The organism is Streptomyces sp. NPDC054796, assembly GCF_053611545.1.
On the sequence record NZ_JBSHAO010000001.1, the window covers coordinates 141,088 to 164,041 of the forward strand.

18 protein-coding genes are annotated in these 22,954 nt (G+C 72.7%); 17 read left to right on the forward strand and 1 reads right to left on the reverse strand.

Annotation, left to right across the window (positions count from 1 at the left end; translation table 11 throughout):
- Nucleotides 1-141: 141 nt before the first annotated feature.
- The 17 genes from ACWGJ2_RS00615 to ACWGJ2_RS00695 all read left to right on the forward strand — a co-directional run bounded on the left by ACWGJ2_RS00615 (nt 142) and on the right by ACWGJ2_RS00695 (nt 21,307).
- Complete coding sequence (locus tag ACWGJ2_RS00615) at nt 142-1,323, forward strand: ROK family protein (protein ID WP_453343700.1); 1,182 nt, start codon at nt 142-144, stop codon at nt 1,321-1,323.
- Nucleotides 1,324-1,671: 348 nt separating this feature from the next.
- Nucleotides 1,672-3,258 (forward strand): sugar ABC transporter ATP-binding protein, encoded by a 1,587-nt coding sequence (locus ACWGJ2_RS00620; RefSeq protein ID WP_453343701.1) that lies wholly within the window; start codon nt 1,672-1,674, stop codon nt 3,256-3,258.
- A complete protein-coding gene (locus tag ACWGJ2_RS00625; RefSeq protein WP_453343702.1) occupies nt 3,252-4,346 on the forward strand; it encodes an ABC transporter permease in 1,095 nt (364 codons plus the stop codon). The genes ACWGJ2_RS00620 and ACWGJ2_RS00625 overlap by 7 nt, the downstream gene beginning before the upstream one ends.
- A 47-nt stretch (nt 4,347-4,393) precedes the next feature.
- On the forward strand, nt 4,394-5,428 hold the full coding sequence (locus ACWGJ2_RS00630; protein ID WP_453343703.1) for a substrate-binding domain-containing protein: 1,035 nt from the start codon (nt 4,394-4,396) through the stop codon (nt 5,426-5,428).
- Between the two features lie 242 nt (nt 5,429-5,670).
- Nucleotides 5,671-6,810, forward strand: a complete 1,140-nt coding sequence (locus tag ACWGJ2_RS00635; RefSeq protein ID WP_453343945.1) for a Gfo/Idh/MocA family protein — start codon at nt 5,671-5,673, stop codon at nt 6,808-6,810.
- A 107-nt stretch (nt 6,811-6,917) separates the two neighbouring features.
- On the forward strand, nt 6,918-7,916 hold the full coding sequence (locus tag ACWGJ2_RS00640) for a sugar phosphate isomerase/epimerase family protein (protein WP_453343704.1): 999 nt from the start codon (nt 6,918-6,920) through the stop codon (nt 7,914-7,916).
- A 313-nt stretch (nt 7,917-8,229) separates the two neighbouring features.
- Nucleotides 8,230-10,725: a PQQ-dependent sugar dehydrogenase gene (locus ACWGJ2_RS00645; protein ID WP_453343705.1), complete on the forward strand. Its 2,496-nt coding sequence runs from the start codon at nt 8,230-8,232 to the stop codon at nt 10,723-10,725.
- 16 nt (nt 10,726-10,741) lie between these two features.
- The gene (locus ACWGJ2_RS00650; RefSeq protein WP_453343706.1) at nt 10,742-12,187 is read left to right on the forward strand and encodes a ThuA domain-containing protein; all 1,446 of its coding nucleotides are present in this window, start codon (nt 10,742-10,744) and stop codon (nt 12,185-12,187) included.
- Entirely contained in the window at nt 12,184-12,342 is a 159-nt protein-coding gene (locus tag ACWGJ2_RS00655; RefSeq protein WP_453343707.1) for a hypothetical protein, read from the forward strand. Before ACWGJ2_RS00650 ends, ACWGJ2_RS00655 begins: the two co-directional genes overlap by 4 nt.
- 345 nt (nt 12,343-12,687) lie before the next feature.
- Nucleotides 12,688-13,779, forward strand: coding sequence for an inositol-3-phosphate synthase (locus ACWGJ2_RS00660; protein ID WP_453343946.1), 1,092 nt, complete (start codon nt 12,688-12,690; stop codon nt 13,777-13,779).
- Entirely contained in the window at nt 13,776-14,975 is a 1,200-nt protein-coding gene (locus ACWGJ2_RS00665) for a UbiA family prenyltransferase (RefSeq protein WP_453343708.1), read from the forward strand. The genes ACWGJ2_RS00660 and ACWGJ2_RS00665 overlap by 4 nt, the downstream gene beginning before the upstream one ends.
- Nucleotides 14,972-16,006, forward strand: coding sequence for a sugar phosphate isomerase/epimerase family protein (locus ACWGJ2_RS00670; protein WP_453343709.1), 1,035 nt, complete (start codon nt 14,972-14,974; stop codon nt 16,004-16,006). The genes ACWGJ2_RS00665 and ACWGJ2_RS00670 overlap by 4 nt, the downstream gene beginning before the upstream one ends.
- A complete protein-coding gene (locus ACWGJ2_RS00675; RefSeq protein WP_453343710.1) occupies nt 16,000-16,788 on the forward strand; it encodes an EboA domain-containing protein in 789 nt (262 codons plus the stop codon). Before ACWGJ2_RS00670 ends, ACWGJ2_RS00675 begins: the two co-directional genes overlap by 7 nt.
- Nucleotides 16,788-17,654, forward strand: a complete 867-nt coding sequence (locus ACWGJ2_RS00680) for a TatD family hydrolase (RefSeq protein WP_453343711.1) — start codon at nt 16,788-16,790, stop codon at nt 17,652-17,654. Before ACWGJ2_RS00675 ends, ACWGJ2_RS00680 begins: the two co-directional genes overlap by 1 nt.
- Nucleotides 17,655-17,667: 13 nt before the next feature.
- The gene (gene eboE, locus ACWGJ2_RS00685) at nt 17,668-18,870 is read left to right on the forward strand and encodes a metabolite traffic protein EboE (protein WP_453343712.1); all 1,203 of its coding nucleotides are present in this window, start codon (nt 17,668-17,670) and stop codon (nt 18,868-18,870) included.
- A complete protein-coding gene (locus ACWGJ2_RS00690; protein ID WP_453343713.1) occupies nt 18,867-20,276 on the forward strand; it encodes an alkaline phosphatase family protein in 1,410 nt (469 codons plus the stop codon). Before eboE ends, ACWGJ2_RS00690 begins: the two co-directional genes overlap by 4 nt.
- Nucleotides 20,273-21,307: a sugar phosphate isomerase/epimerase family protein gene (locus ACWGJ2_RS00695; protein WP_453343714.1), complete on the forward strand. Its 1,035-nt coding sequence runs from the start codon at nt 20,273-20,275 to the stop codon at nt 21,305-21,307. Before ACWGJ2_RS00690 ends, ACWGJ2_RS00695 begins: the two co-directional genes overlap by 4 nt.
- Before the next feature lie 134 nt (nt 21,308-21,441).
- Here ACWGJ2_RS00695 and ACWGJ2_RS00700 read toward each other — a convergent pair whose 3' ends face one another.
- Complete coding sequence (locus ACWGJ2_RS00700; RefSeq protein WP_453343715.1) at nt 21,442-22,830, reverse strand: OFA family MFS transporter; 1,389 nt, start codon at nt 22,828-22,830, stop codon at nt 21,442-21,444.
- Between the last annotated feature and the right edge of the window lie 124 nt (nt 22,831-22,954).

Genomic DNA, 22,954 nt, shown 5'->3' on the forward strand with positions numbered 1-22,954 from the left:
CTGTAGCGGGAAAAAGTCGTGAGGTTTTCTGCGTAACTTCTTCCCCGTGGCGGTGACCGCTGCTACGTTCCCCGTTAATCCCGGCTGGCGTCCCGCCGGGGCCGATGCCGAGAGACGGCGGGAGGGGTAGCGGTGAGGCGGATGACAGCTCGGCCCGCGAACGCGCACCAGGCGCGTCTGCTCCGCCTGCTGCGTGACGGCGGCCCGAACTCCCGCGCCGAACTGGGGGACCAGGTCGATCTCTCCCGCTCCAAGCTCGCCGTCGAGATCGACCGGCTGCTGGAGACCGGGCTCGTGGTCGCCGACGGTCTCGCCGCCTCGCGCGGCGGGCGCCGCTCCCACAACGTGCGGCTCGCGCCCCAACTCCGCTTCCTCGGCATCGACATCGGCGCCACCTCGGTCGACGTGGCGGTGACCAACCCCGAACTGGAGGTGCTGGGACACCTCACCGAACCCATGGACGTGCGCGAGGGGCCCGTCGCGGTCTTCGAGCAGGCGCTCGCCATGGTCGCCAAGCTGCGCGACTCCGGCGTCGCCGAGGGCTTCGACGGCGCGGGCATCGGCGTTCCCGGCCCTGTCCGCTTCCCCGAGGGCGTCCCCGTGGCGCCCCCGATCATGCCCGGCTGGGACGGCTTCCCCGTACGGGAGGCGCTCAGCCAGGAGCTGGGCTGCCCCGTCATGGTCGACAACGACGTGAACCTCATGGCGATGGGCGAGATGCAGGCGGGGGTGGCGCGCCCCGTGCGCGACTTCTTCTGCGTCAAGATCGGCACCGGCATCGGCTGCGGTGTGGTCGTCGGCGGCGACGTCCACCGTGGCACGACGGGCAGCGCGGGCGACATCGGGCACATCCAGGTCGTGCCCGACGGGCGCCAGTGCGCGTGCGGCAACCGCGGCTGTCTGGAGGCGTACTTCGGCGGCGCCGCCCTCGCCAGGGACGCCAAGTCGGCGGCGGAGGAGGGGCGTTCGCGGGAACTGGCCGCGCGGCTGGAGAGCGCGGGACGTCTCACAGCGGCCGACGTGGCCGCCGCGGCGGCGGCGGGCGACGGCGCGTCGCTGGACCTCATCCGCGAGGGCGGTGCCCGCGTAGGGCAGGTCATCGCCGGACTCGTCAGCTTCTTCAACCCCGGCCTGGTGGTGATCGGCGGCGGGGTGACGGGCCTCGGCCACACTCTCCTCGCCAGCATCCGCACCCAGGTCTACCGCCAGTCGCTGCCCCTCGCGACCGGCAACCTCCCCATCGTGCTGGGCGAGTTGGGGCAGGCCGCCGGTGTGACCGGCGCGGCCCGGCTCATCAGCGACCACCTGTTCTCCCCGGCCTGACGCACCCTCACGGGCACGGAGCCCCGACGGCACGAGCGCGACACACGCACGGCACGCACCGCATGTACGTACGGCACGCACGGTAGACACGGCACGACGCACGGCACGAGCGCATGACTGCTCGCACGTACGACGGCTCGACCGCATGACGGCACGATCAGGCACCGCCGGGCACGGCCCGTAGCACCAGCGCCCAGCGGCCCCGCACCACAGGAACCGCGCCACCCGCACCCCGCACCACGCGCGCCCCCGCACCGCCCCGCACCCCCGCACCACGCGGCGGCCCCGCACGGCCGCTCGCGCGCGCCCCGAACGGCTCCGCTCTGCCCGCACGCACGGAGGTCCGCCTTGGCACCCCCACCCCTGCTCACCATGTCCCGTATCACCAAGTCCTTCCCCGGAGTACGGGCGCTCGACGGCGTCGATCTCGACGTCGAGGCCGGAGAGGTGCACTGTCTCCTCGGCCAGAACGGCGCCGGGAAGTCCACCCTCATCAAGGTGCTCGCCGGTGCGCACCAGCCCGACGCGGGCGAGATCGTCTGGCAGGGCGAGACGGTGCGGCTGCCCACCCCCGTGAGCGCCATGAAGCTGGGCATCGCGACCATCTACCAGGAACTCGACCTGGTGGAGCACCTGTCGGTCACCGAGAACGTCTTCCTCGGCCACGAGGTCGCCGCGCGCGGCTTCATCCGCGCCCGCGCGGCGCGGGCCAGGGCCGCCGCGCTGCTGGAACGCCTCGGCCACCCCGAGATCGACCCCGGCACGCTCGTCGGCTCACTCTCGGCGGCGGGGCAGCAGATCGTCTCCATGGCCCGCGCGCTCTCGCACGATGTGCGCCTCATCGTCATGGACGAACCCTCGGCTGCCCTCGATCCGGACGAGGTGGACAACCTCTTCCGCATCGTCGCAGGACTCACCGCCGAGGGCGTCGCCGTCGTCTACATCTCGCACCGGCTGGAGGAGATCCGCCGCATCGGGGACCGTGTCTCCGTCCTCAAGGACGGCCGTGTCGCGGCCCGCGACCTGCCCGCGCGCACCACGCCCACGCACGACTTCGTCACTCTGATGACGGGCCGCGACGTCGAGTACGCCTTCCCCCGCCGCGCCTCCGTTCCGACGGACGTCGCGCCGGCGGACGCCGTGCCTCCCGGCTCGCCACAGTCAGGCGCGCACGGTCCCGTCCGGGTCGCGCCCACCCCGCCGCCGGCGCTGCGTGCCGAAGGGCTCGCGCGGCAGGGGGAGTTCGAGCCGCTGGACCTGGAGCTGAACCCGGGCGAGATCGTCGGTCTCGCCGGGCTCGTCGGCTCGGGCCGCTCCGAGATCCTGGAGACCCTCTACGGCGCCCGTCGCCCCACCTCGGGGCGCGTCCTCGTCGACGGGCGCGCGCTGCGCCCCGGCAGCATCGTCGCCGCCGTGCGCGCGGGGATCGGCCTGGCGCCCGAGGAGCGCAAGTCCCAGGCGCTGCTGATGCTGGAGTCCGTCACCCGCAACGTCTCCGTCTCCTCCCTGCCGCGCTTCTCCACGGGCGGCTGGGTGGACCGTACGGGCGAACGCGCCGCCGCACGAGCGCGTACCAAGGAGCTGGCGCTCAGCCCCGACGACCCCGACAGGCCCGTGCGCACCTTCTCCGGCGGCAACCAGCAGAAGGTCGTCCTCGCCCGCTGGCTGCTGCGCGAGTGCCGGGTGCTGCTGCTCGACGAGCCCACGCGCGGTGTGGACGTCGGGGCCCGCGCCGAGCTGTACGCCGTCATCCGCGCGCTCGCCGACTCCGGCGTCGCCGTCCTCCTCGTCTCCAGCGAACTGCCCGAAGTCCTCGGACTCGCCGACCGCGTCCTGGTGCTCCGCGAGGGCCGCGTCGTGCACACAGCCCCCGCCCGGGATCTCGACGAGTCCCGGGTGCTCGACCTCGTCATGGAAGGGAGCCCGTCGTGGTGAACCCCAGCGGAGGGACGCCGCAGGCACCGCCGGCAGGGCCGGGCGACCCCCGGCCCGGCGCCGCAGGGGACCGGCAGGGAGGGTCAGCCGCACCCGGCGGGGGCGGCGACGCGCGCAAGGGGAACGGCGGGGCCCGGCGCGGGCCCGCCGCGCTCCGCGCCTTCGACCCGCTCCACCTCTCGCTGCTGGGCGTCCTGGCGGTGCTGGTGGTGGTCGGCGCAGCCACCAAGCCCGAGCAGTTCCTGAGCATCGACAACCTCCAGCTCATCCTCACCCAGGCGTCGGTGATCGGCGTCGTCACCGTCGGCGTCACCTTCGTCATCATCGGCGGGGGCATCGACCTGTCGGTGGGCGCGATCGTCGCGCTCGCCTCCGTGTGGGCGACGACGGTGGCCACCCAGGAGTACGGGCTCGGCGGCGTCCTGTTCACCGCCATGCTGGTGGGTGTCGGCTGCGGGCTGGTGAACGGGGTGCTCATCGCCTACGGGCCGATGGTGCCCTTCATCGCCACCCTCGCCATGCTCGCCTCGGCCCGTGGCCTCGCGCTCCAGATCAGCGACGGCAAGACCCAGGTGGTCACCGTCGAGCCGGTGCTCGACCTGGGGGTGCCCAGCTCCTACGTGCTCGGGGTGCCGCCGCTCGTGCTGGTCTTCGCGGCCGTCGCCGTGCTCGGCTGGCTGCTGCTGAACCGCACCACCTTCGGCCGCCGCACCGTCGCCGTCGGCGGCAACGCGGAGGCGTCCCGGCTGGCGGGCATCGCCGTCAAGCGGCAGCGCCTGCTGCTCTATCTGCTCTCCGGGCTCTGCTGCGGCATCGCCGCCTTCATGCTCGTCGTCCTCACCGGCTCGGGCCAGAACACCAACGGCAACCTCTACGAGCTGGACGCCATCGCCGCCGCGATCATCGGCGGCACCCTGCTGAGCGGCGGCCGGGGCACCATCACCGGCTCCGTGCTCGGCGTCCTGGTCTTCACCACCATCACCAACCTGTTCGTCCTCAACAACCTCCAGAGCGACGTCCAGCAGATCGCCAAGGGGGCGATCATCGTCGCGGCCGTCCTGGTCCAGAAGGGTCGTAAGACACCATGACCGAGCACCCGCACGCACACTCAGACCCGCGCACACCGCCACGCTCCATGACCTCCCGCAGAAACATGCTCTTCGGCACGGCAGCCGCCGGAGCCGCGCTCTTCGCGGCGGGCTGTACGAGCAACGAGAGCAACGAGGACGCCGGGAACGGCGCCGAGCAGGCGGGCGTCGCCGACGACAAGCCCGGCAAGAAGGTGACCATCGGCTTCGCCGGGCCGCAGGCCGACCACGGCTGGCTCAACGCCATCAACCAGCAGGCCAGGAACCGGGCCAAGAAGTACGAGGACGTCACGCTGGAGAGCACCGAGGGCTCCAACGACAACGCCCAGCAGATCGGGCAGATCGAGACCCTCATCAACAAGAAGGTCGACGTCCTCGTCATCCTCCCCGCCGACGGCAAGGCCCTCACCCAGGTCGGCCTCAAGGCGATGCGCGCGGGCATCCCCGTCGTCAACCTCGACCGTGTCTTCGCCTCGCAGCAGGCGTACCGCTGCTGGATCGGCGGCGACAACTACGGCATGGGCCTCAACGCGGGCCACTACATCGGCGAACAGCTCAAGGACAAGAAGAACGCGCGCGTCGTCGAGCTGGCCGGCATCGACAACCTGGAGCTGACCCGGCAGCGCACCGACGGCTTCGACGCCGCGCTCAAGAACTACCCCAACATCAAGAAGGTGGCGCGTCAGGCCGCCGAGTTCACCGTCGAGTCAGGGCAGGAGACGATGGCCCAACTCCTGCGCGCGGAGCCGAAGTTCGACGCGCTGTGGAACCACGACGACGACCAGGGTGTGGGCGCCGAGCGGGCCATCAAGCAGGCGGGCAGGGACGAGTTCCTGATGGTGGGCGGTGCGGGTTCCAAGCGGGCCATGACCGCCATCAAGGCCGACAACACCGTCATGAAGGCCACCGTCCTCTACCCGCCGACCATGGCCGCTTCCGCCATCGACCTCGCACGGGCACTGGGCCAGGGCAAGGGTGTCGGAGGGCTCGCCGAGTTCGAGATCCCCGCCTCCCTCACCCTCTACTCGGCCGTCGTCACCAAGGACAACGTCGAGGAGTACCTGCCCATCGGCTTCACGTGACCGTGCCCGCCGGTCCGCCCGGCGCCCAGGACCCCGGCAGCACCGCCGGCAGCGCCGCCACCGCACGTCCACGCCCCGGTCTCCCCGACGACCGGAAGCGCCCGACAGGGAGGAGCCCCATGTCGAACGACACCACCGAGCCTGCCCCGGCTCCCGCCGAGCCCGGCCCCCAGCACCAGGCCGGGGCCCAGCACGGGGCCGGCGCCCCACCGGGCGGGTCGGCGCCGCCGATCGGGGTGGGCATGGTCGGCTACGCCTTCATGGGGGCTGCCCACTCGCAGGGCTGGCGCACCGTGGGCCGGGTCTTCGACCTGCCGTTCGCCCCGGCCATGGCCGCCGTGTGCGGGCGCGACGCGGCGGGCGTGCGCGCGGCGGCGGGCAAGCTGGGCTGGGCGGCGGCCGAGACGGACTGGCGCGCCCTCGTCGAGCGCCCCGACGTGCAGCTCGTGGACATCTGCACCCCGGGCGACAGCCACGCCGAGATCGCCATCGCGGCGCTGGAGGCGGGCAAGCACGTGCTGTGCGAGAAGCCGCTCGCCAACACCGTCGCCGAGGCCGAGGCGATGGAGGCGGCGGCGAGCGCGGCCCGCGAGCGCGGTCAGTTGGCGATGGTGGGCTTCAACTACCGCCGCACCCCCGCGCTCGCCCTCGCCCGCCGCATGGTGGCGGAGGGGCGGCTCGGGGAGGTGCGGCACGTGCGCGTGACGTATCTCCAGGACTGGCTGGTGGACCCCGCCTTCCCGCTGGCCTGGCGGCTGCGCCGCGAACTGGCGGGGTCGGGTGCGCTCGGCGACCTCGGCGCGCACGCCGTCGACATCGCCCAGCACGTGGCGGGTTCGCCGCTGACGGGTGTGTCGGCGCAGACGGAGACGTTCGTCCGCGAGCGCCCCCTGCCGGGCGAGGGCCCCGACGGGCGGCGCGGGCCCGTCACCGTCGACGACGCGGCCCTGTTCACGGGCAGGCTCGCGTCGGGCGCGCTGGCGTCCTTCGAGGTCAGCCGGGTGGCGGCGGGTCGCAAGAACGCGCTGCGCGTCGAGGTCAACGGCACCGGCGGCTCGCTCGCCTTCGACCTGGAGCGGCTGAACGAGCTGCACTTCCACGACCACGCCGACGACGCGGCCGAGTCCGGCTTCCGCCGCATCCTGGTCACCGAGGACAGCCACCCCTACCTGGAGGCGTGGTGGCCGCCAGGGCACGGTCTCGGCTACGAGCACACCTTCGTCCACCAGGCCCGCGACCTGCTCCACGCGATCGCCTCCGGAACCCAGCCGGAACCGTCCTTCGCCGACGGGCTCCAGGTGCAGCGAGTACTGGCGGCGGTCGAGGAGAGCGCCGAGAAGAACGCGGTGCTCACGCCCGTGGGTCCACCGCGTACGGGTTGACGCGACGGGGGCGGGCGGGGCGCGGGGGCGCCTCGGCCTGACGGAGGAGGCCCGCCCCGAGACACGAACGAGACGAACACGCACGACCGAGCCGCGAGGAGTACCGCATGTCCCGACAGTTCACGCTCTTCACGGGCCAGTGGGCCGACCTGCCGCTGGAGGAGGTCTGCCGACTGGCCCGCGACTTCGGCTACGACGGCCTCGAACTCGCCTGCTGGGGCGACCACTTCGAGGTGGACCGGGCGCTGAAGGAGCCCGGCTACGTCGACGGGCGGCGCGCCCTGCTCGACAAGTACGGGCTCCAGTGCTGGGCCGTCTCCAACCACCTCGTCGGCCAGGCCGTGTGCGACCACCCCATCGACGAGCGCCACCAGGCCATCGTCCCGGCCCGCATCTGGGGCGACGGCGAAGCGGAGGGTGTGCGGCGGCGCGCGGCCGAGGAACTCAAGGACACGGCCCGCGCCGCGGCCGCCCTCGGTGTGCGGACGGTGGTCGGCTTCACCGGCTCGTCCATCTGGCACCTCGTGGCCATGTTCCCGCCCGTGCCCGAGGGCATGGTGGACCGCGGCTACGAGGACTTCGCCGACCGCTGGAACCCGATCCTCGACGTGTTCGACGCGGAGGGTGTGCGCTTCGCGCACGAGGTGCACCCGAGCGAGATCGCGTACGACTACTGGACGACGCGGCGCGCTCTGGACGCGGTCGGCAACCGGCCGGCCTTCGGCCTCAACTTCGACCCCAGCCACTTCGTGTGGCAGGACCTCGACCCCGTGGGCTTCCTCTACGACTACCGCGAGCGGATCTACCACGTCGACTGCAAGGAGGCACGCAAGCGCCTCGACGGGCGCAACGGCCGCCTGGGCTCCCACCTGCCCTGGGGCGACCCGCGCCGTGGCTGGGACTTCGTCTCCGCCGGGCACGGCGACGTGGCCTGGGAGGACGTGTTCCGCATGCTGCGCTCCATCGGCTACGAGGGGCCCGTCTCCGTCGAGTGGGAGGACGCGGGCATGGACCGGCTCACGGGCGCGCCGGAGGCTCTTCGCCGCCTGAAGGCGTTCGACTACGACCCGCCGTCGTCGTCTTTTGATGCGGCGTTCAGTAGCTGACGTCGCCTCCCAGCGGTCCAAGTGGCCTCGCGCCCCTGCGGGAAGGGTGCGCGAGGACTCACTTTGTCCTAGCAGTGGATGAAGGCGACTTCATTGCTGTTAAAAGTCTTCCCGAATCGTACGAAGGTGGCTACCGTCCTGATGTGTACCGGACATGAGCCGCTCCCCCCCCTCACCCCGCCCACGGCGGACCCCGCACACTCCGGAGCCACCCCCCCATCCGGCGCGACGGCGCGCGCCTGTGCAACGAACGACGGTCAACGCTTCACGGTTCACCCCGTCAACCACCGTTACCCCTCTCTGGAGGAGACGCGTGCACAGGACAATCCGCACACACCAACCGAAGCCACCCGGACGCCGCCTGCTCCGCAAGCAGCTCGCGGTCCTCACCAGCGCCCTGCTCGTCGGCGGGGGCCTGGCCTTCGGCACGGTCACCACGCACGCCGCGTCGCAGGACGGCCCGGCGCAGGGCGGCAAGCAGGCCGCCGCCGACTTCCAGCAGGTCACCCTCGCCAAGGGCGAGCCGGAGACCGGCGAACCCATGACCCTCGCCGTGCTCCCCGACAGCTCCGTGCTGCACACCTCGCGTGACGGCACCCTCCGGCTGACCAGCCAGTCAGGAGACACCAAGGTCTCCGGCAAGCTGGATGTCTACAGTCACGACGAGGAAGGGCTCCAGGGCGTCGGGGTCGATCCCGGCTTCGAGAAGAACCGGGCCATCTACCTCTACTACGCGCCGCCCCTGAACACCCCCGAGGGCGACGCCCCGGAGACCGGCACGGCCGAGGACTTCAAGCCCTTCGACGGTGTCAACCGGCTCTCCCGCTTCACGCTGAACAAGGACGGCACACTCGACAAGGCCAGCGAGAAGAAGGTCCTCGACGTGCCCGCCAACCGCGGCCTGTGCTGCCACGTCGGCGGTGACATCGCCTTCGACGCCAAGGGCAACCTGCTGCTGTCCACGGGCGACGACTCCAACCCCTTCCAGTCGGACGGCTACACGCCCATCGACGAGCGCGCCGACCGCAACCCGGGCTTCGACGCCCAGCGCTCCTCAGCCAACACCAACGACCTGCGCGGCAAGATCCTGCGCATCAAGGTCAAGAAGGACGGCACCTACACCGTGCCGAAGGGCAACCTCTTCGCGCCCGGCAAGAAGAAGACCCGTCCCGAGATCTACGCCATGGGCTTCCGCAACCCGTTCCGCATGACCGTCGACAAGCCCACCGGCACCATCTACGTCGGCGACTACGGGCCCGACGCGGGTGCCGCGAACCCCGACCGAGGCCCGGCAGGCCAGGTCGAGTTCGCCCGGGTCACGGGCGCGGGCAACTACGGCTGGCCGTACTGCACGGGCGACAACGACGCCTACAAGGAGTACGACTTCGCCACCGGCACCTCCGGCGCCGCCTACGACTGCAAGGCGCCGGTGAACAACTCGCCCCGCAACACCGGGCTCACGAAGCTGCCCGAGGCCAAGCCCGCGTGGATCCCGTACGACGGCGCCTCCGTACCCGAGTTCGGCGACGGCTCCGAGTCCCCGATGGGCGGCCCGGTCTACCGCTACGACGCGGACCTCGACTCGGACGTGAAGTTCCCCGAGGAGTACGACGGTGACTTCTTCGCCGGGGAGTTCGGCCGCCAGTGGATCAAGCGCATCGAGCAGGACCAGAACGGCGGCGTCACCTCCATCAACGACTTCCCCTGGCAGGGCACCCAGGTGATGGACATGGAGTTCGGCCCCGACGGGGCGCTGTACGTGCTCGACTACGGCACCGGCTACTTCAACGGCGACGAGAACTCCGCCGTCTACCGCATCGAGAACGCCACGGACGGCCACTCGCCCGTGGCCCAGGCCAAGAGCGATGTGACCAGCGGACAGGCACCGCTGGAGGTCGCCTTCTCCTCGGAGGGCACCAGCGACGAGGACGGCGACGCGCTCACGTACGCCTGGGACTTCGGCGACGGCGCCACCTCGACGGAGGCCGGCCCGACGCACACGTACACCGAGAACGGCACCTACACCGCGACCGTCACCGCGAAGGACCCGGGCGGGCGCACGGGCAGCGCCAGCGTGCACATCACCGTCGGCAACACCGCGCCGAAGGTGGAGCTGCAACTGCCCAAGGACGGGCAGCCGTTCGCCTTCGGTGACGCGGTGCCCTTCGAGGTGAAGGTCACCGACCCGGAGGACGCGGAGATCGACTGTTCCAAGGTCGAGGTCACCTACATTCTCGGCCACGACAGCCACGGCCACCCGATCAGCTCGGCCAAGGGCTGCTCCGGCACCATCCAGACCACCAACGACGGCGAACACGACCCGAACGCCAACATCTTCGGCGTCTTCGACGCGCAGTACACGGACGGCGGCGGTGGCGGCCAGCCCCCGCTGACCAGCCACGGCCAGAGCATCCTCCAGCCCAAGCACCGGCAGGCCGAGCACTTCACCAAGGCCGCCGACGGTGTCACGGCGGGAGCGGCGGAGGGCGCCGAGGGCGCGCGCGCCGTCAACGGGGCCCAGAACGGCCAGTGGATCGCCTTCGAACCGTACGCGCCCGGCGGGCTGACAGAGCTGAGCGCACGGGTCGGCTCGGGGGGCGGCGCCGCGGGCGGAGCACTGGAGGTACGGGCCGGAGCACCCGACGGACCGCTGCTCGGCACGGCGCAGGTCCCCGCGGCGGACGGCTGGACGGACGTGAGCACCGCCATCGAGAACCCGCCCGCCGACGCCACGTCCCTGTACCTGGTCTTCACCGGGGGCGCGGGCGAGCTGTACGACCTGGACAGCTTCACCGTCACGACGAGCTGAGGGAGGGACGACGCACATGACACACCCACGTTCACACCAGCGTTCACGTGGACGCCCGCGTGCGGGCCGACGCCCGCGCCTGCGCCTGGCCGGTGCGGTGCTCGCCGCGACGGCCCTGCTCCTCGGCGCCGCCTCCCTGCCCGGCTACGCGGCCCCGTCCGGCGGCGGCGCGGAACGGGCAGGGGAGCAGGAGCAGGCGGGGAAGCGGCCGGGGAAGCCGGGGAAGGGGGCGGAGGAGCGGGTCCTGGTCTTCTCCAAGACCGCCGGATTCCGCCACGACTCCATCCCCGACGGCATCGCCGCACTCCAGCGGCTCGGCACCGAGCACGGCTTCACCGTCGAAGCCACCGAGGACGCCGCCGCCTTCACGGCCCGCAACCTCGCCAAGTTCGACGCGGTCGTCTTCCTCTCCACGACGGGAGACGTCCTCAACGCGAAGCAGCAGACCGCCTTCGAGGGCTACGTGGAACGGGGCGGCGGCTACGTCGGCGTGCACGCGGCGGCCGACACCGAGTACGACTGGCCCTGGTACGGCGGGCTCGCGGGCGCCTACTTCCAGTCGCACCCGCACATCCAGCCCGCCACCGTCAGCGTCGAGGACCACGCGCACCCGGCCACCTCGCACCTCGGCGAGAGCTGGGAGCGCACCGACGAGTGGTACAACTACCGCTCCAACCCGCGCGGCCAGGCCCGTGTCCTCGCCGCATTGGACGAGAGCACCTACGAGGGCGGCACCATGGCGGGTGACCACCCCATCGCCTGGTGCCAGGAGTACGAGGGAGGCCGCGCCTTCTACACCGGGGGCGGCCACACCAAGGAGTCGTACACCGAGGAAGCCTTCCTCACCCACCTGCTGGGCGGCATCCGCTACGCCACAGGCGCTGCCCAGGCCGACTGCCGTCCGGAGAACGGCTACACGAAGCTGTTCGACGGTACGCAGGCCAGCCTGGAGAAGTGGAAGCAGGCCGGACCCGGCAGCTTCGAGCTGGGCGAGGACGGCACGCTGCGCACGGTCGGCGGCATGGGGATGCTGTGGTACGCGGACAAGGCACTGTCCTCGTACTCGCTCAAGCTGGACTGGCGGATGACAGGCGACGACAACTCCGGCGTCTTCATCGGCTTCCCCGCCTCCGACGACCCGTGGTCGGCCGTGGACAACGGCTACGAGATCCAGATCGACGCGACCGACGCGCCGGAGAAGACCACGGGCTCGGTCTACGGGTTCCAGTCCGCCGACCTGGAGGCGAGGGACAGTGCCCTCAACCCGCCGGGGGAGTGGAACACCTACGAGATCCGCGTCAAGGGCGAGCGCATCCGCGTCTGGCTCAACGGCGTCAAGATCAACGACTTCACCAACACCGATCCCGCACGCAGTCTCGCGGACGGCCACATCGGCCTCCAGAATCACGGCGACGAGGACGAGGTGGCCTTCCGCGACGTCCGGCTCAAGGAGCTGAAGTGACGACCGCGGGCGACGGCGGAGGAACGGCGCACGGCACGACGTACGGCACGAGGCACCGCACCACGCACACGGCGACGACGTACAGCACGACGTACAGCGCGACGCACGGCGTACGACCGTCCGCCCGCGTGCACCTCGCGCGGGTGACGGCCTGACGTCCGCGGCCCGAGGGGGGCCGTGACGTCGGGTGAGCGGCGGAGAGGGGAACGCCGACCCCTCCCCGCCGCGACCGCCGCCGCGGGCCCCGGCCCGCGGCGGCGGCAGGCCGTGCCCCGTGCCCGTACGGCCCACCGCCGGTCCCCGCGCCCACCCCCCTCACCTCCGTCCTTCCAGCACCAGCCGAGCACCACGTACCAGGCAACCCAGGGAGGCAGGCCGTGACCGAAGACCGAACCCACCGGACCGACCGGACCCAGCGGACCGACCGGACCGACCGGAGCGAAGCCGCGACGGGCTCGCACACCCCGGCACATACCGGCGCGACCGCGACACGCACCGGCGTGTGGCTCGTCGGGACCCGGGGTTCCGTCGCCACCACGGCGATCGCGGGCTGCGCGGCCGTCGCCGCCGAACTGCACCCGGCCACGGGCATGGTGACCGGGACCGAGGCGTTCGCGGAATGCGGGCTCCCGCCCCTGGACTCCCTCGTCTTCGGCGGCCACGACACCGACACCTGCCCCCTCCCCAAGCGCGCGGAGAACCTCGCGGAGGAGGGCGTGCTGCCGTACGGCCTCCCCTCGGCCGTGCGCGCGGAACTCGAAGCGGCCGACGCCGCCGTACGACAGGGCGGGCCGCAGCCCGACGACCCGCGCGGCGAGGAAGAGCTGATCGCGGCCTTCGCCGACGACATCCGCGCCTTCACCAGGGAACACCGGCTGGCCCGCACCGTCGTCGTCAACGTCGCCAGCACCGAGCCCGCACCCGAGCCCGGCGACACGGCCCTGCCCGCCAGCTCCCTCTACGCGGCGGCGGCGCTGCGCGCGGGCAGCCCCTACGTCAACTTCACCCCCTCCACCGGACTCCACCACCCCCGCCTCGCGGAGGCCGCGCGCAGCTCCGGGCTGCCGTACGCGGGGCGCGACGGCAAGACCGGGCAGACACTGCTGCGGTCCGTGCTCGCGCCGATGTTCGTGCAGCGCGCGCTGGCCGTACGGGCGTGGTCCGGCACGAACCTGCTCGGTGGCGGCGACGGCGCGGCCCTCGCCGACCCGCGCGCCGCAGCCGCGAAGAACGCGGGCAAGGCCCGCGTACTGTCCGACACGCTCGGTGTGCTGCCCGACGGGCAGCTGCACATCGACGACGTACCGGCGCTCGGCGACTGGAAGACCGCCTGGGACCACGTGGCCTTCGACGGCTTCCTCGGCTCGCGCATGGTCCTCCAGACCATCTGGCAGGGCTGCGACTCGGCCCTCGCCGCACCCCTCGTCCTCGACCTCGCCCGCCTCACGGCACGCGCCGCCGAAGCGGGCATCTCCGGCCCCGTCGAAGGGCTCGGCTTCTACTTCAAGGACCCCGACACGGGGCCGAGTTCACTCTCCGAGCAGTGGGGTGACCTCCTCGCCCTCGCCGCGCGGCTCCGGACAGGCCGATGACGGGGCGGCCGGTGCCGGGGCGGTTGGTGAAGGGGCGCGGTGCGGCGTGGCTCCAACTGCTGCGCGTCTCGGCCCTGTTCACGGTGCCGGGTGACGCGCTGGCGGGCGCGGCCGTGACGGGGTGCCGTCCGAACCGGGGCACGGCGCTGGCGGTGGGCGCGTCACTGTGCCTGTACGAGGCGGGCATGGCCCTCAACGACTGGGCCGACCGCGAGACCGACGCCGTCGAGCGCCCCGACCGCCCCCTCCCCTCGGGCCGCCTCACCCCGAACGCGGCGCTGGCCGCTGCGACGGGGCTGACGGTGGCGGGGCTCGGGCTGGGCGCGGCGGCTGGGCGGGGCCCCGCGTGTGTCTCGGCCGCACTGGCGGCGACGGTGTGGGCGTACGACCTCCACCTGAAACACACCCGCGCGGCCCCGGCCACCATGTCCACGGCCCGCGCCCTGGACCTCACCCTGGGCGCGCTCTCCACGGTGTCCACGGCGACGGCCGGGGGTGTGCGCGTGTCGGGAGCGGTGGACGCGGGTTCGCCCGTGCCTGCGGTGAAGGGGACGGTTCCCCCTCTGTCCGCCGCGACGGCGAGTCGTCGTACGGCGCGGACCGGCGGTGCCGAACCGGTCGTCGCACGGCGGCCCGCTGACAAGGGCGCGGCGCGGCACGCTCGGCCCCGGCCACCAGGGCCGTTCCCCGCGAGCCCGCGCTCAGCGGGTACCCGTGCCACGGCGCGAGGTGTCATGGGCGCCGCCGGGCTGCTCGGCGCGCACACGTACGCCGTGACCGCCGTGTCCCGGCGCGAGGCACAGGGCGGCGCCCCCCTCGTACCCCTGGGCGCCCTGGCAACGGCGGCAACCGTCGCCGCCACGGTCGTCGGCCGCACACTCACCGGCGCGGCAGAGACGGGCCCGACATGTTCCCGTACCGCATCCGCGAACCGGACACGCCCCCGTACCGCGGCGGCGGCAACCGCGGCAGGTGCCGTCGCCGCGTATCTGGGGGCGTACGCCCGGCCCCTCGTGCACGCGGCGCTCAACCCCTCTCCACCCCTCCTCCAGCGCGCGGTCGGCGCGGGCATCGGCGCCACGATCCCCCTCCAGGCAGCGCTCGCCGCGAAGGCGAGCGCGCCCCGTACCGCGCTCGCCCTGCTCGCGCTCGTACCGCTCGCCCGCCGGGTCTCACGGAAGGTCAGCCCGACATGACCGCCCTGCGCTACGCCTACGGCACCAACGGCCTCGCCGACCTGCGTCTCGGCGACGCGCTGGCGATGCTCGCCGACCTCGGCTACGACGGCGTCGGCCTGACGCTCGACCACATGCACCTCGACCCCCAGGCCCCCGGCCTCGCCGACCGCACCCGGGACGTCGCGCGAACGCTGGCGCGGCACGGGCTCACGGTCACCGTGGAGACCGGCGGGCGCTATGTGCTCGACCCGCGCCGCAAGCACCACCCCACCCTCCTCGACCCGGACCCGGAGGCGAGGGGCGCGCGGCTCGGGCTGCTGCTGAAGGCCGTACGGGTCGCGGCCGACCTCGGCGCCCACGCCGTGCACTGCTTCAGCGGGGTGCCCCCGGCCCGTACGAGCGGCCAGGACGCCTGGGCGCGGCTCACCGCGGGCATGGAGTCGCTGCTCGACGCGGCGCGTGCCGTCGGCGTACCGCTCGCGGTGGAGCCGGAGCCGGGGCACCTCGTCGGCGATCTGGCCGCGTTCCACCGGCTGCGCACCGCGCTGGGGGAGCCGGAGGAACTGGGCCTGACCCTCGACATCGGCCACTGCCAGTGCCTGGAGCCGGAGCCGCCCGACGCGTGCGTGCGCGCCGCCGCGCCCTGGCTGCGGCATGTGCAGATCGAGGACATGCGACGTGGCGTGCACGAGCATCTGCCCTTCGGCGAGGGCGAGATCGACTTCCCGCCCGTGCTGGACGCGCTGCGCACGACGGGGTACGAGGGCCTGGTCACCGTCGAGCTGCCCCGCGACTCCCACGCCGGCCCCGACCGCGCACGCGACTCGCTCCGGTTCCTGAAGCGCGCCGAGCACGCGGAACGGCCCGCGCTGACGGGCCCCGTCGAGCACCCCGTCCGGACCGAGGCCCCCGCGTGGGGCGCGGCGCGGCCGTACCCGCCCGCCGCGTCCGGGCCCGTGTCCGGGTCCGTCGACGGCACCGTCCACCCCACGCCCCCGCCCGCACCCCCGTCCGCCGACGGCCGAGCCAGGAGAGCCGCCTCATGCTGACCCCCCTCGCCTCGCTCCGTACCGGGCTGGAGCTGCGTCTCGACCACGCGGCGCGCGAGTGGCTGCACCGCGCGCTCGCCGACGCGGCCGACGCCGGTTCACCGGTCCGGCCCACGTCCCCACCCTCGTCCCCGGCCGGGGCCAACGGCCGCGCCCCGCTTCCTCCGTGGGAGCGGCACTTCGCGGAGGCGGGCCGCAAGTGCGCCACCCCCACCGCACCGCACCCCACGAGCACGAGCACGAGCACGAGCACGAGCACGGGCACGAGTACGAGCACCCCCGCCCCCGCCGAAGCCGCCCGCATCCTGCTGCTGCACGCCGCGGGCGCGGAAGCGCCCACCGTCACCCGCCTCTACGAGCACGGAAGCGCGGAGGAGCGCCGCGCCGTGCTGCGGGCGCTGCCGCATCTGCCCTTCGCCGCGCGGCCCGACGCGCTGCCCCTCGTCGAGGACGCGCTGCGGGCGAACGACACCAGCCTCGTCGCGGCGGCCGTCGGCCCGTACGGCGCGGCCCATCTCGACCCGCACGCATGGCGGCACGCGGTGCTCAAGTGCCTGTTCACCGGAGTGCCCCTGGACGCCGTCGCGGGCCTGGAGACGCGGGCGCGCGGCGACGCCGAGCTGGCGCGGATGCTCGTGGACTACGCGCGCGAGCGCGAGGCCGCGGGCCGCTCCGTCCCGGCCGAACTCCACCGCGTGCTGGACCTCGCCAACACCCCGCCCCCGCCCCCGTCCCCGTCCCCGCCGCACCCCCAGCCTCAGTCCCAGCCCGAGGAGTCCTGATGCGCATCTTCGACCCGCACATCCACATGACCTCCCGGACCACCGACGACTACGCGGCCATGCGCGCGGCGGGCGTGCGGGCTGTCGTCGAGCCCTCCTTCTGGCTCGGCCAGCCCCGCACCTCGCCCGCCTCGTTCTACGACTACTTCGACTCCCTCCTCGGCTGGGAGCCCTTCCGCGCGGCCCAGTACGGCATCGCACACCACTGCACCCTCGCCCTCAACCCCAAGGAGGCCAACGACCCGCGCTGTGTGCCCGTACTGGACGAACTGCCGCGCTACCTCCTCAAGGACAAGGTCGTCGCGGTCGGCGAGATCGGCTACGACTCCATGACGCCGGCCGAGGACACGGCGCTCGCGGCCCAGCTCCAGCTCGCCGCCGAGTACGGGCTGCCCGCGCTCGTGCACACCCCGCACCGCGACAAGGCAGCGGGCCTGGCCCGTACGCTCGACGTGCTGCGCGAGTCGGGGCTGCCGCCCGAGCGGGTCGCGCTCGACCACCTCAACGAGACGACGGTCGGCGCCGCGGCGGACAGCGGCTGCTGGCTCGGCTTCTCCATCTACCCCGACACCAAGATGGACGAGCAGCGCATGGTGCGCCTGCTCCGCCTGCACGGCACCGAGCGCGTCCTCGTCAACTCGGCCGCCGACTGGGGCCGCAGCGACCCCCTGAAGACCCGCGCGGTGGGCCAGGCGATGGCCGAGGCCGGGTTCTCCGAAGACGACATCGACCAGGTGCTGTGGCGCAACCCCGTCGCCTTCTACGGGCAGAGCGGACGCCTCGACCCGGCCCTGGGCGCCGACGAGGAACAGCGCGAGCCGGGCGGCCTCCACGAGGGCAACTCCATCCTGCGCGGCGGGGAATGAGGAGGGCACGCCCATGCGCTTCCGGCACCCCGACGGCTCCACCGTCCACCTCGCCTACTGCACCAACGTGCACGCCGCCGAAGACCTTGAAGGCGTCATGCGCCAGTTGCGCGAGCACGCCGAGCCCGTACGCCGCAGGCTCCACCGCGACCGCCTCGGCATCGGCCTCTGGCTCGCCCGCGACGCGGCCCGCACCCTCACCGACGACCCCGCCTCCGTACGGGCGCTGCGCGCCGAGCTGGACCGGCGCGGCCTGGAGGTCGTCACCCTCAACGGCTTCCCGTACCAGGGGTTCGGGGACCAGCGCGTCAAGTACCGCGTGTACCGGCCCGACTGGACCGAGCCCGCGCGTCTGGACCACACCACGGAGCTGGCCAGGCTGCTGAGCGCGCTCCTGCCCGACGACGTGACCGAGGGCACCGTCTCCACGCTCCCGCTCGCCTGGCGCACCGGCTTCACCCCCGAACGCCGCCGCGCCGCGCTGGACGCGCTGACCACCCTCGCCCAGCGGCTCGACGCGCTGGAGGAGATGACGGGGCGCTCCGTGCGCGTCGGCCTGGAGCCCGAGCCGGGCTGCACGGTGGAGACCACGGCCGACGCCGTCGCCGCGCTGACGGGTGAGGGCGCGCCGCCCGCGCACCGCGTCGGTGTGTGCGTGGACACCTGCCACCTGGCCACCTCCTTCGAGGACCCGGGCACGGCGCTCGAAGCGCTCACGGGCGCGGGCATCGCCGTCGTCAAGTCGCAGTTGTCGGCCGCGCTGCACGCGGAGGAGCCCGGCAGTCCCGAAGTCCGCGCGGCCCTCGCCGACTTCGCCGAGCCCCGCTTCCTCCACCAGACCCGCGCCCGTACGCGCGAGGGTGTCGCCGCGACCGACGATCTGGGCGAGGCACTGGCCACCGAGGGCACCCCGCTGTCCGCGTCCGCGCCCCTGCCGACGGACACACCGTGGCGCTCCCACTTCCACGTACCGCTGCACGCCCCGCTCGCGCCGCCGCTCACCGCCACCACCGACGTGCTGCGCGACACGCTGACCCGGCTCGTCGGCGGGCCCTCGCCGCTGACCCGGCACCTGGAGGTGGAGACGTACACCTGGCAGGCGCTGCCGCCCGTACTGCGCCCCCGCACCCGTGCCCAGCTCGCCGACGGCATCGCGGCCGAACTCGGCGTCGCGCGCGACATGCTCACCGACCTCGGCCTCAAGGAGCTGCCATGACCGGCACCCAGGACCCCCAGGACCGGCCCGAGCCGCTTCTCGTCCTCGACGTCGTCGGCCTCACCCCGCAACTGCTGGCGCACATGCCTCGCCTTCGCGCGCTCGCCGACTCCGGCTCGTCCGCACCCCTGGAGACGGTGCTGCCCGCCGTCACCTGCGCCGCGCAGTCCACGTTCCTGACCGGGGAACCGCCCTCGGGGCACGGCATCGTCGGCAACGGCTGGTACTTCCGCGAGCTGGGCGAGGTGCTGCTGTGGCGGCAGCACAACGGGCTCGTCGGCGGCGAGAAGCTGTGGGACGCGGCACGCGCCCGCCACCCCGGCTACACCGTCGCCAACGTGTGCTGGTGGTACGCGATGGGCGCGGACACCGACTGGACCGTCACACCCCGACCCGTCTATTACGCGGACGGCCGCAAGGAACCCGACTGCTACACGCGCCCGCCCGCGCTCCACGACGAACTCACCGACAGGCTCGGCACGTTCCCCCTCTTCCACTTCTGGGGACCGGGCGCCGACCTCGTCTCCTCGCGCTGGATCGTCGACGCCACCCGCCATCTGCTGCGCACCCGCCACCCCGACCTCGCCCTGTGCTACGTGCCGCACCTGGACTACGACCTCCAGCGCTACGGACCCGACGACCCCCGCGCGCACCAGGCGGCGGCCGAACTCGACGCCGTACTCGGCCCGTTGCTCGATCAGGCCCGCGAGGAGGGGCGCACCGTCGTCGCCCTCTCGGAGTACGGCATCACCCGGGTGCGCCGACCCGTCCACCTCAACCGCGCACTGCGCGAAGCCGGTCTGGTGGAGGTGCACACGCAGGACGGCATGGAGTACCTCGACCCGATGACCTCGCGGGCCTTCGCCGTCGCCGACCACCAGCTCGCCCACGTCTATGTGCGCCGTCCCGAGGACCTGGAGGCGGCCCGCGCCGTCCTCGCGGAGCTGCCAGGGGTGGACGAGGTGCTGGACGAGCGCGGCAAGAAGGCACACGGGCTCGACCACCCGCGCTCGGGCGAACTCGTGGCCGTCGCCGAACCCGACGCCTGGTTCACCTACTACTACTGGCGCGACGACGCCGACGCACCCGACTTCGCCCGCCTCGTCGAGATCCACCGCAAGCCCGGCTACGACCCGGCCGAGCTGTTCATGGACCCGCACGACCCCTACGTACGGCTGCGCGCCGCCACGGCGCTGGCCCGCAAGAAGGCCGGGATGCGCTACCGCATGGCCGTCGTGCCGCTGGACGCGTCGCCCGTACGCGGCAGCCACGGCCGCCTCCCCGCCCGTACGGACGAGGGCCCCGTCCTCATCTGCTCACGCCCAGGGTCCTTCACCGGCGACACCTTCGCCGCCACCGATGTCAAGGAACTGCTCCTCCACCTCGCACTGGGAGACCCCTCATGACACGCAAGAGCCGCACGCACGACCACCCCGAACTGCGGCATGCGGTGCGCCGCCGCGGCGTCCTCGGCGTCGCGGCCGGCGCCACGGCAGCCGCGCTGCTGGGCTCCGTCGGCACGACGGCGCAGGCGGCGCCCGTGACCGCGACGGGCAGGGGCGGGCACGGACGGCCCGTCGTCCCGCCGGGGAAGCTGGGCATCCAGCTCTACACCCTCCGCGACCAGGTGCGGTCCGTCGGCTTCGCCAAGGTCTTCGAGGAACTGGCCGACTACGGTTACGACACCGTCGAGTTCGCCGGGTACACGCAGGGCACAGGGGACATCACCCTCGCCCAGCTGAGACGGCTGGTGCGCGAGCACGGGCTGCGCGGGGTCGGCAGCCACGTCGGCTACTACTCGGACGACCCGGCCGCCTACACCTTCGCCACCCAGCTGGAGCGGGTCGTCGACGACGCCGCCGCGCTCGGTCTGCCGCACGTCGGCACGGCAGCGAGCCCCGACAGATACGGGCGCACCGTGGACGGCTGGAAGCGGGCCGCGCAGGACTTCAACACCTACGGCGAGGCCGCGAAGCGGCGCGGCCTGAAGTTCTATCAGCACAACCACCAGATGGAGTTCGGCTTCGCCGAGGACCGCCCCGACGTCCGCCTCTACGACGTGCTGCTGGCCGAGACCGACCCCGAGCTGGTGTACCTGGAGATGGACATCTACTGGGCCTACGCGGGCCAGTACCGCTTCAGCGTACGCCCGGACGGCACCCCGGCCCCCTTCGAACCCCTCGACTACGTGCTGGCGCAGCCCGACCGCTATCCGCTGTTCCACGTCAAGGACGGGGAACACGACGAGTCCTCGCCGGACGGGCTGACGATGGTGGACGTGGGCGACGGCGACATCGACTACCGGCGGTTCCTGACGGAGGTGGGCCGCACGAAGGGCGGCCGCCGCGACCACGGGTGGCTCGTCGAGCACGACCAGCCCGAGGACTCCCTGCGCACCGCCCGCCGCTCAGCGCGCTACCTCCACCGCCTCCGCTGACGGGGCGGCCCGGCGACCCCCATGGCGGAGCGCCCGGGGTGGGAGGGGGAATCCCCTGCCATCCCGGGCGCTCCGTCGTCGGGGCCGGGTGAGGCGGTGTCAGGCGGCGTGACGTGCTGTCAGGTGACGGTGTGTCACATCGCCTCGCGGCTGATCGGGTTCGGGTTGGGCTGGATCGACTTCCTGCGGGGACGGCCCGGCTGGTACAGGAAGAGCGCGATGAAGCCCGCGAAGAGGGAGATGGAGCCCGCGAGCACGAACGCGCCGCCGTAGCCCCAGGCGCCCACCACGACCGCGCCGAGCCCGGAGCCCGCGAGCCCGGAGAGCAGCTTGGAGCTGTAGACCATGCCGTAGTTGGTGGCGTTGTTGTTCTCGCCGAAGTAGTCGGCGGTCATGGCGGCGAACATCGGGAAGATGGCGCCACCGCCGAAGCCGGAGATCATCGAGCAGAGCAGGAACAGCCACAGCGACCCGGCCTGGCCCGACAGCAGGATGCCGTACTGCGCCAGACCCAGCACCACACAGACGAAGATGAGGCACTGCTTGCGCCCGTAGCGGTCCGAGAGCCAGCCGATGACACCGCGCCCCGTGCCGTTGACGATCGCCTTGAGCGACATGGCGGTGGCGACGATGCCGCCCGCGAAGCCCATGTCGTCACCGAACGGCACCTGGAAGGCGATGCCGAAGATGTTCACGCCGGAGGTGCACAACAGGCAGAACCACATGAGGGGCACCCGGCCCGTCTGGAACGCCTCCTTGGCCGTGTACTGCTTGACTGCCGGGGGGTTCTTGAGCAGCGAGCGCCGTGCTCGCGGGTCGTCCGGCGGGCGCAGCGGGTCCACGTGCGGCGGCCACCAGTTCTTGGGCGGGTCCTGGAAGAACCAGCCGCTGACGCCGACGACGGCGGCCAGGAAGACACCCACGGCGACGAGGACCCAGCGGAAGTTGGAGAGGTCCATGAAGCCGGTGAAGATGAAGACGAAGGGCACCGAGCCGTAGGCGAAGCCGCCGTTGACGAAGCCCGTCTTGCCGCCCCGCCGCTCCGGGTACCACTTGCCGACCATGTTGACGCAGGTCGCGTACACCATCCCGGCGCCCATGCCGCTGAACGCGCCGAAGCCGAGGTAGGCGAAGATGACGTGCGGTGCGTAGGCCAGGGAGAGGTAGCCCAGGAGGGTGCCGACCGCGCCGCACACCATCGCCCACCGCGCGGGGAGCCGCCCCGATTCCCGCAGCTTGCCGGCGGGGAAGGCGACGGCGCCCTGGAAGAAGACCCAGACGCCGAGCATCCAGAAGATGTGCAGGCTGTTCCAGCCGTGTGCGTGGTGCAGTGTGTCCTCGGCCGAGGCGAACGCGTACTCGGCGGAGCTGATGCCCATCATGCCGATCCACGGCAGGATGACCATCCAGCGGCGCCGCCGCCCCATGATGTCGATATCGGTCTCGCCGACCCGGTAGACGCGGCCGTTGCGGTCGGTGACCTCCCGGTAGGGGACGGCCGATGGCACTTCTGTGGTTGTCATGTGATGCACCCCTTGCGTTGAGAGTCTGGCCAGCGCCCCCTGTCCGGATCCCACTACTGCGGTGGTGCGTGGTGCATGCTGCGGTGTGCGTGCGTGGTGCGTGGTGTGGCTCGCGCTGTGCTTC

Bases quoted from the DNA above. Each gene is read 5' to 3' on its own strand.
- ACWGJ2_RS00635 (WP_453343945.1), top strand. From the start codon at position 5,671: ATGGTCGGCTACGCCTTCATGGGGGCTGCCCACTCGCAGGGCTGGCGC.
- ACWGJ2_RS00630 (WP_453343703.1), top strand. From the start codon at position 4,394: ATGACCTCCCGCAGAAACATGCTCTTCGGCACGGCAGCCGCCGGAGCC.
- ACWGJ2_RS00640 (WP_453343704.1), top strand. From the start codon at position 6,918: ATGTCCCGACAGTTCACGCTCTTCACGGGCCAGTGGGCCGACCTGCCG.
- ACWGJ2_RS00670 (WP_453343709.1), top strand. From the start codon at position 14,972: ATGACCGCCCTGCGCTACGCCTACGGCACCAACGGCCTCGCCGACCTG.
- ACWGJ2_RS00650 (WP_453343706.1), top strand. From the start codon at position 10,742: ATGACACACCCACGTTCACACCAGCGTTCACGTGGACGCCCGCGTGCG.
- ACWGJ2_RS00665 (WP_453343708.1), top strand. From the start codon at position 13,776: ATGACGGGGCGGCCGGTGCCGGGGCGGTTGGTGAAGGGGCGCGGTGCG.
- ACWGJ2_RS00680 (WP_453343711.1), top strand. From the start codon at position 16,788: ATGCGCATCTTCGACCCGCACATCCACATGACCTCCCGGACCACCGAC.
- eboE (WP_453343712.1), top strand. From the start codon at position 17,668: ATGCGCTTCCGGCACCCCGACGGCTCCACCGTCCACCTCGCCTACTGC.
- ACWGJ2_RS00700 (WP_453343715.1), bottom strand. From the start codon at position 22,830: ATGACAACCACAGAAGTGCCATCGGCCGTCCCCTACCGGGAGGTCACC.
- ACWGJ2_RS00695 (WP_453343714.1), top strand. From the start codon at position 20,273: ATGACACGCAAGAGCCGCACGCACGACCACCCCGAACTGCGGCATGCG.
- ACWGJ2_RS00675 (WP_453343710.1), top strand. From the start codon at position 16,000: ATGCTGACCCCCCTCGCCTCGCTCCGTACCGGGCTGGAGCTGCGTCTC.
- ACWGJ2_RS00615 (WP_453343700.1), top strand. From the start codon at position 142: ATGACAGCTCGGCCCGCGAACGCGCACCAGGCGCGTCTGCTCCGCCTG.
- ACWGJ2_RS00690 (WP_453343713.1), top strand. From the start codon at position 18,867: ATGACCGGCACCCAGGACCCCCAGGACCGGCCCGAGCCGCTTCTCGTC.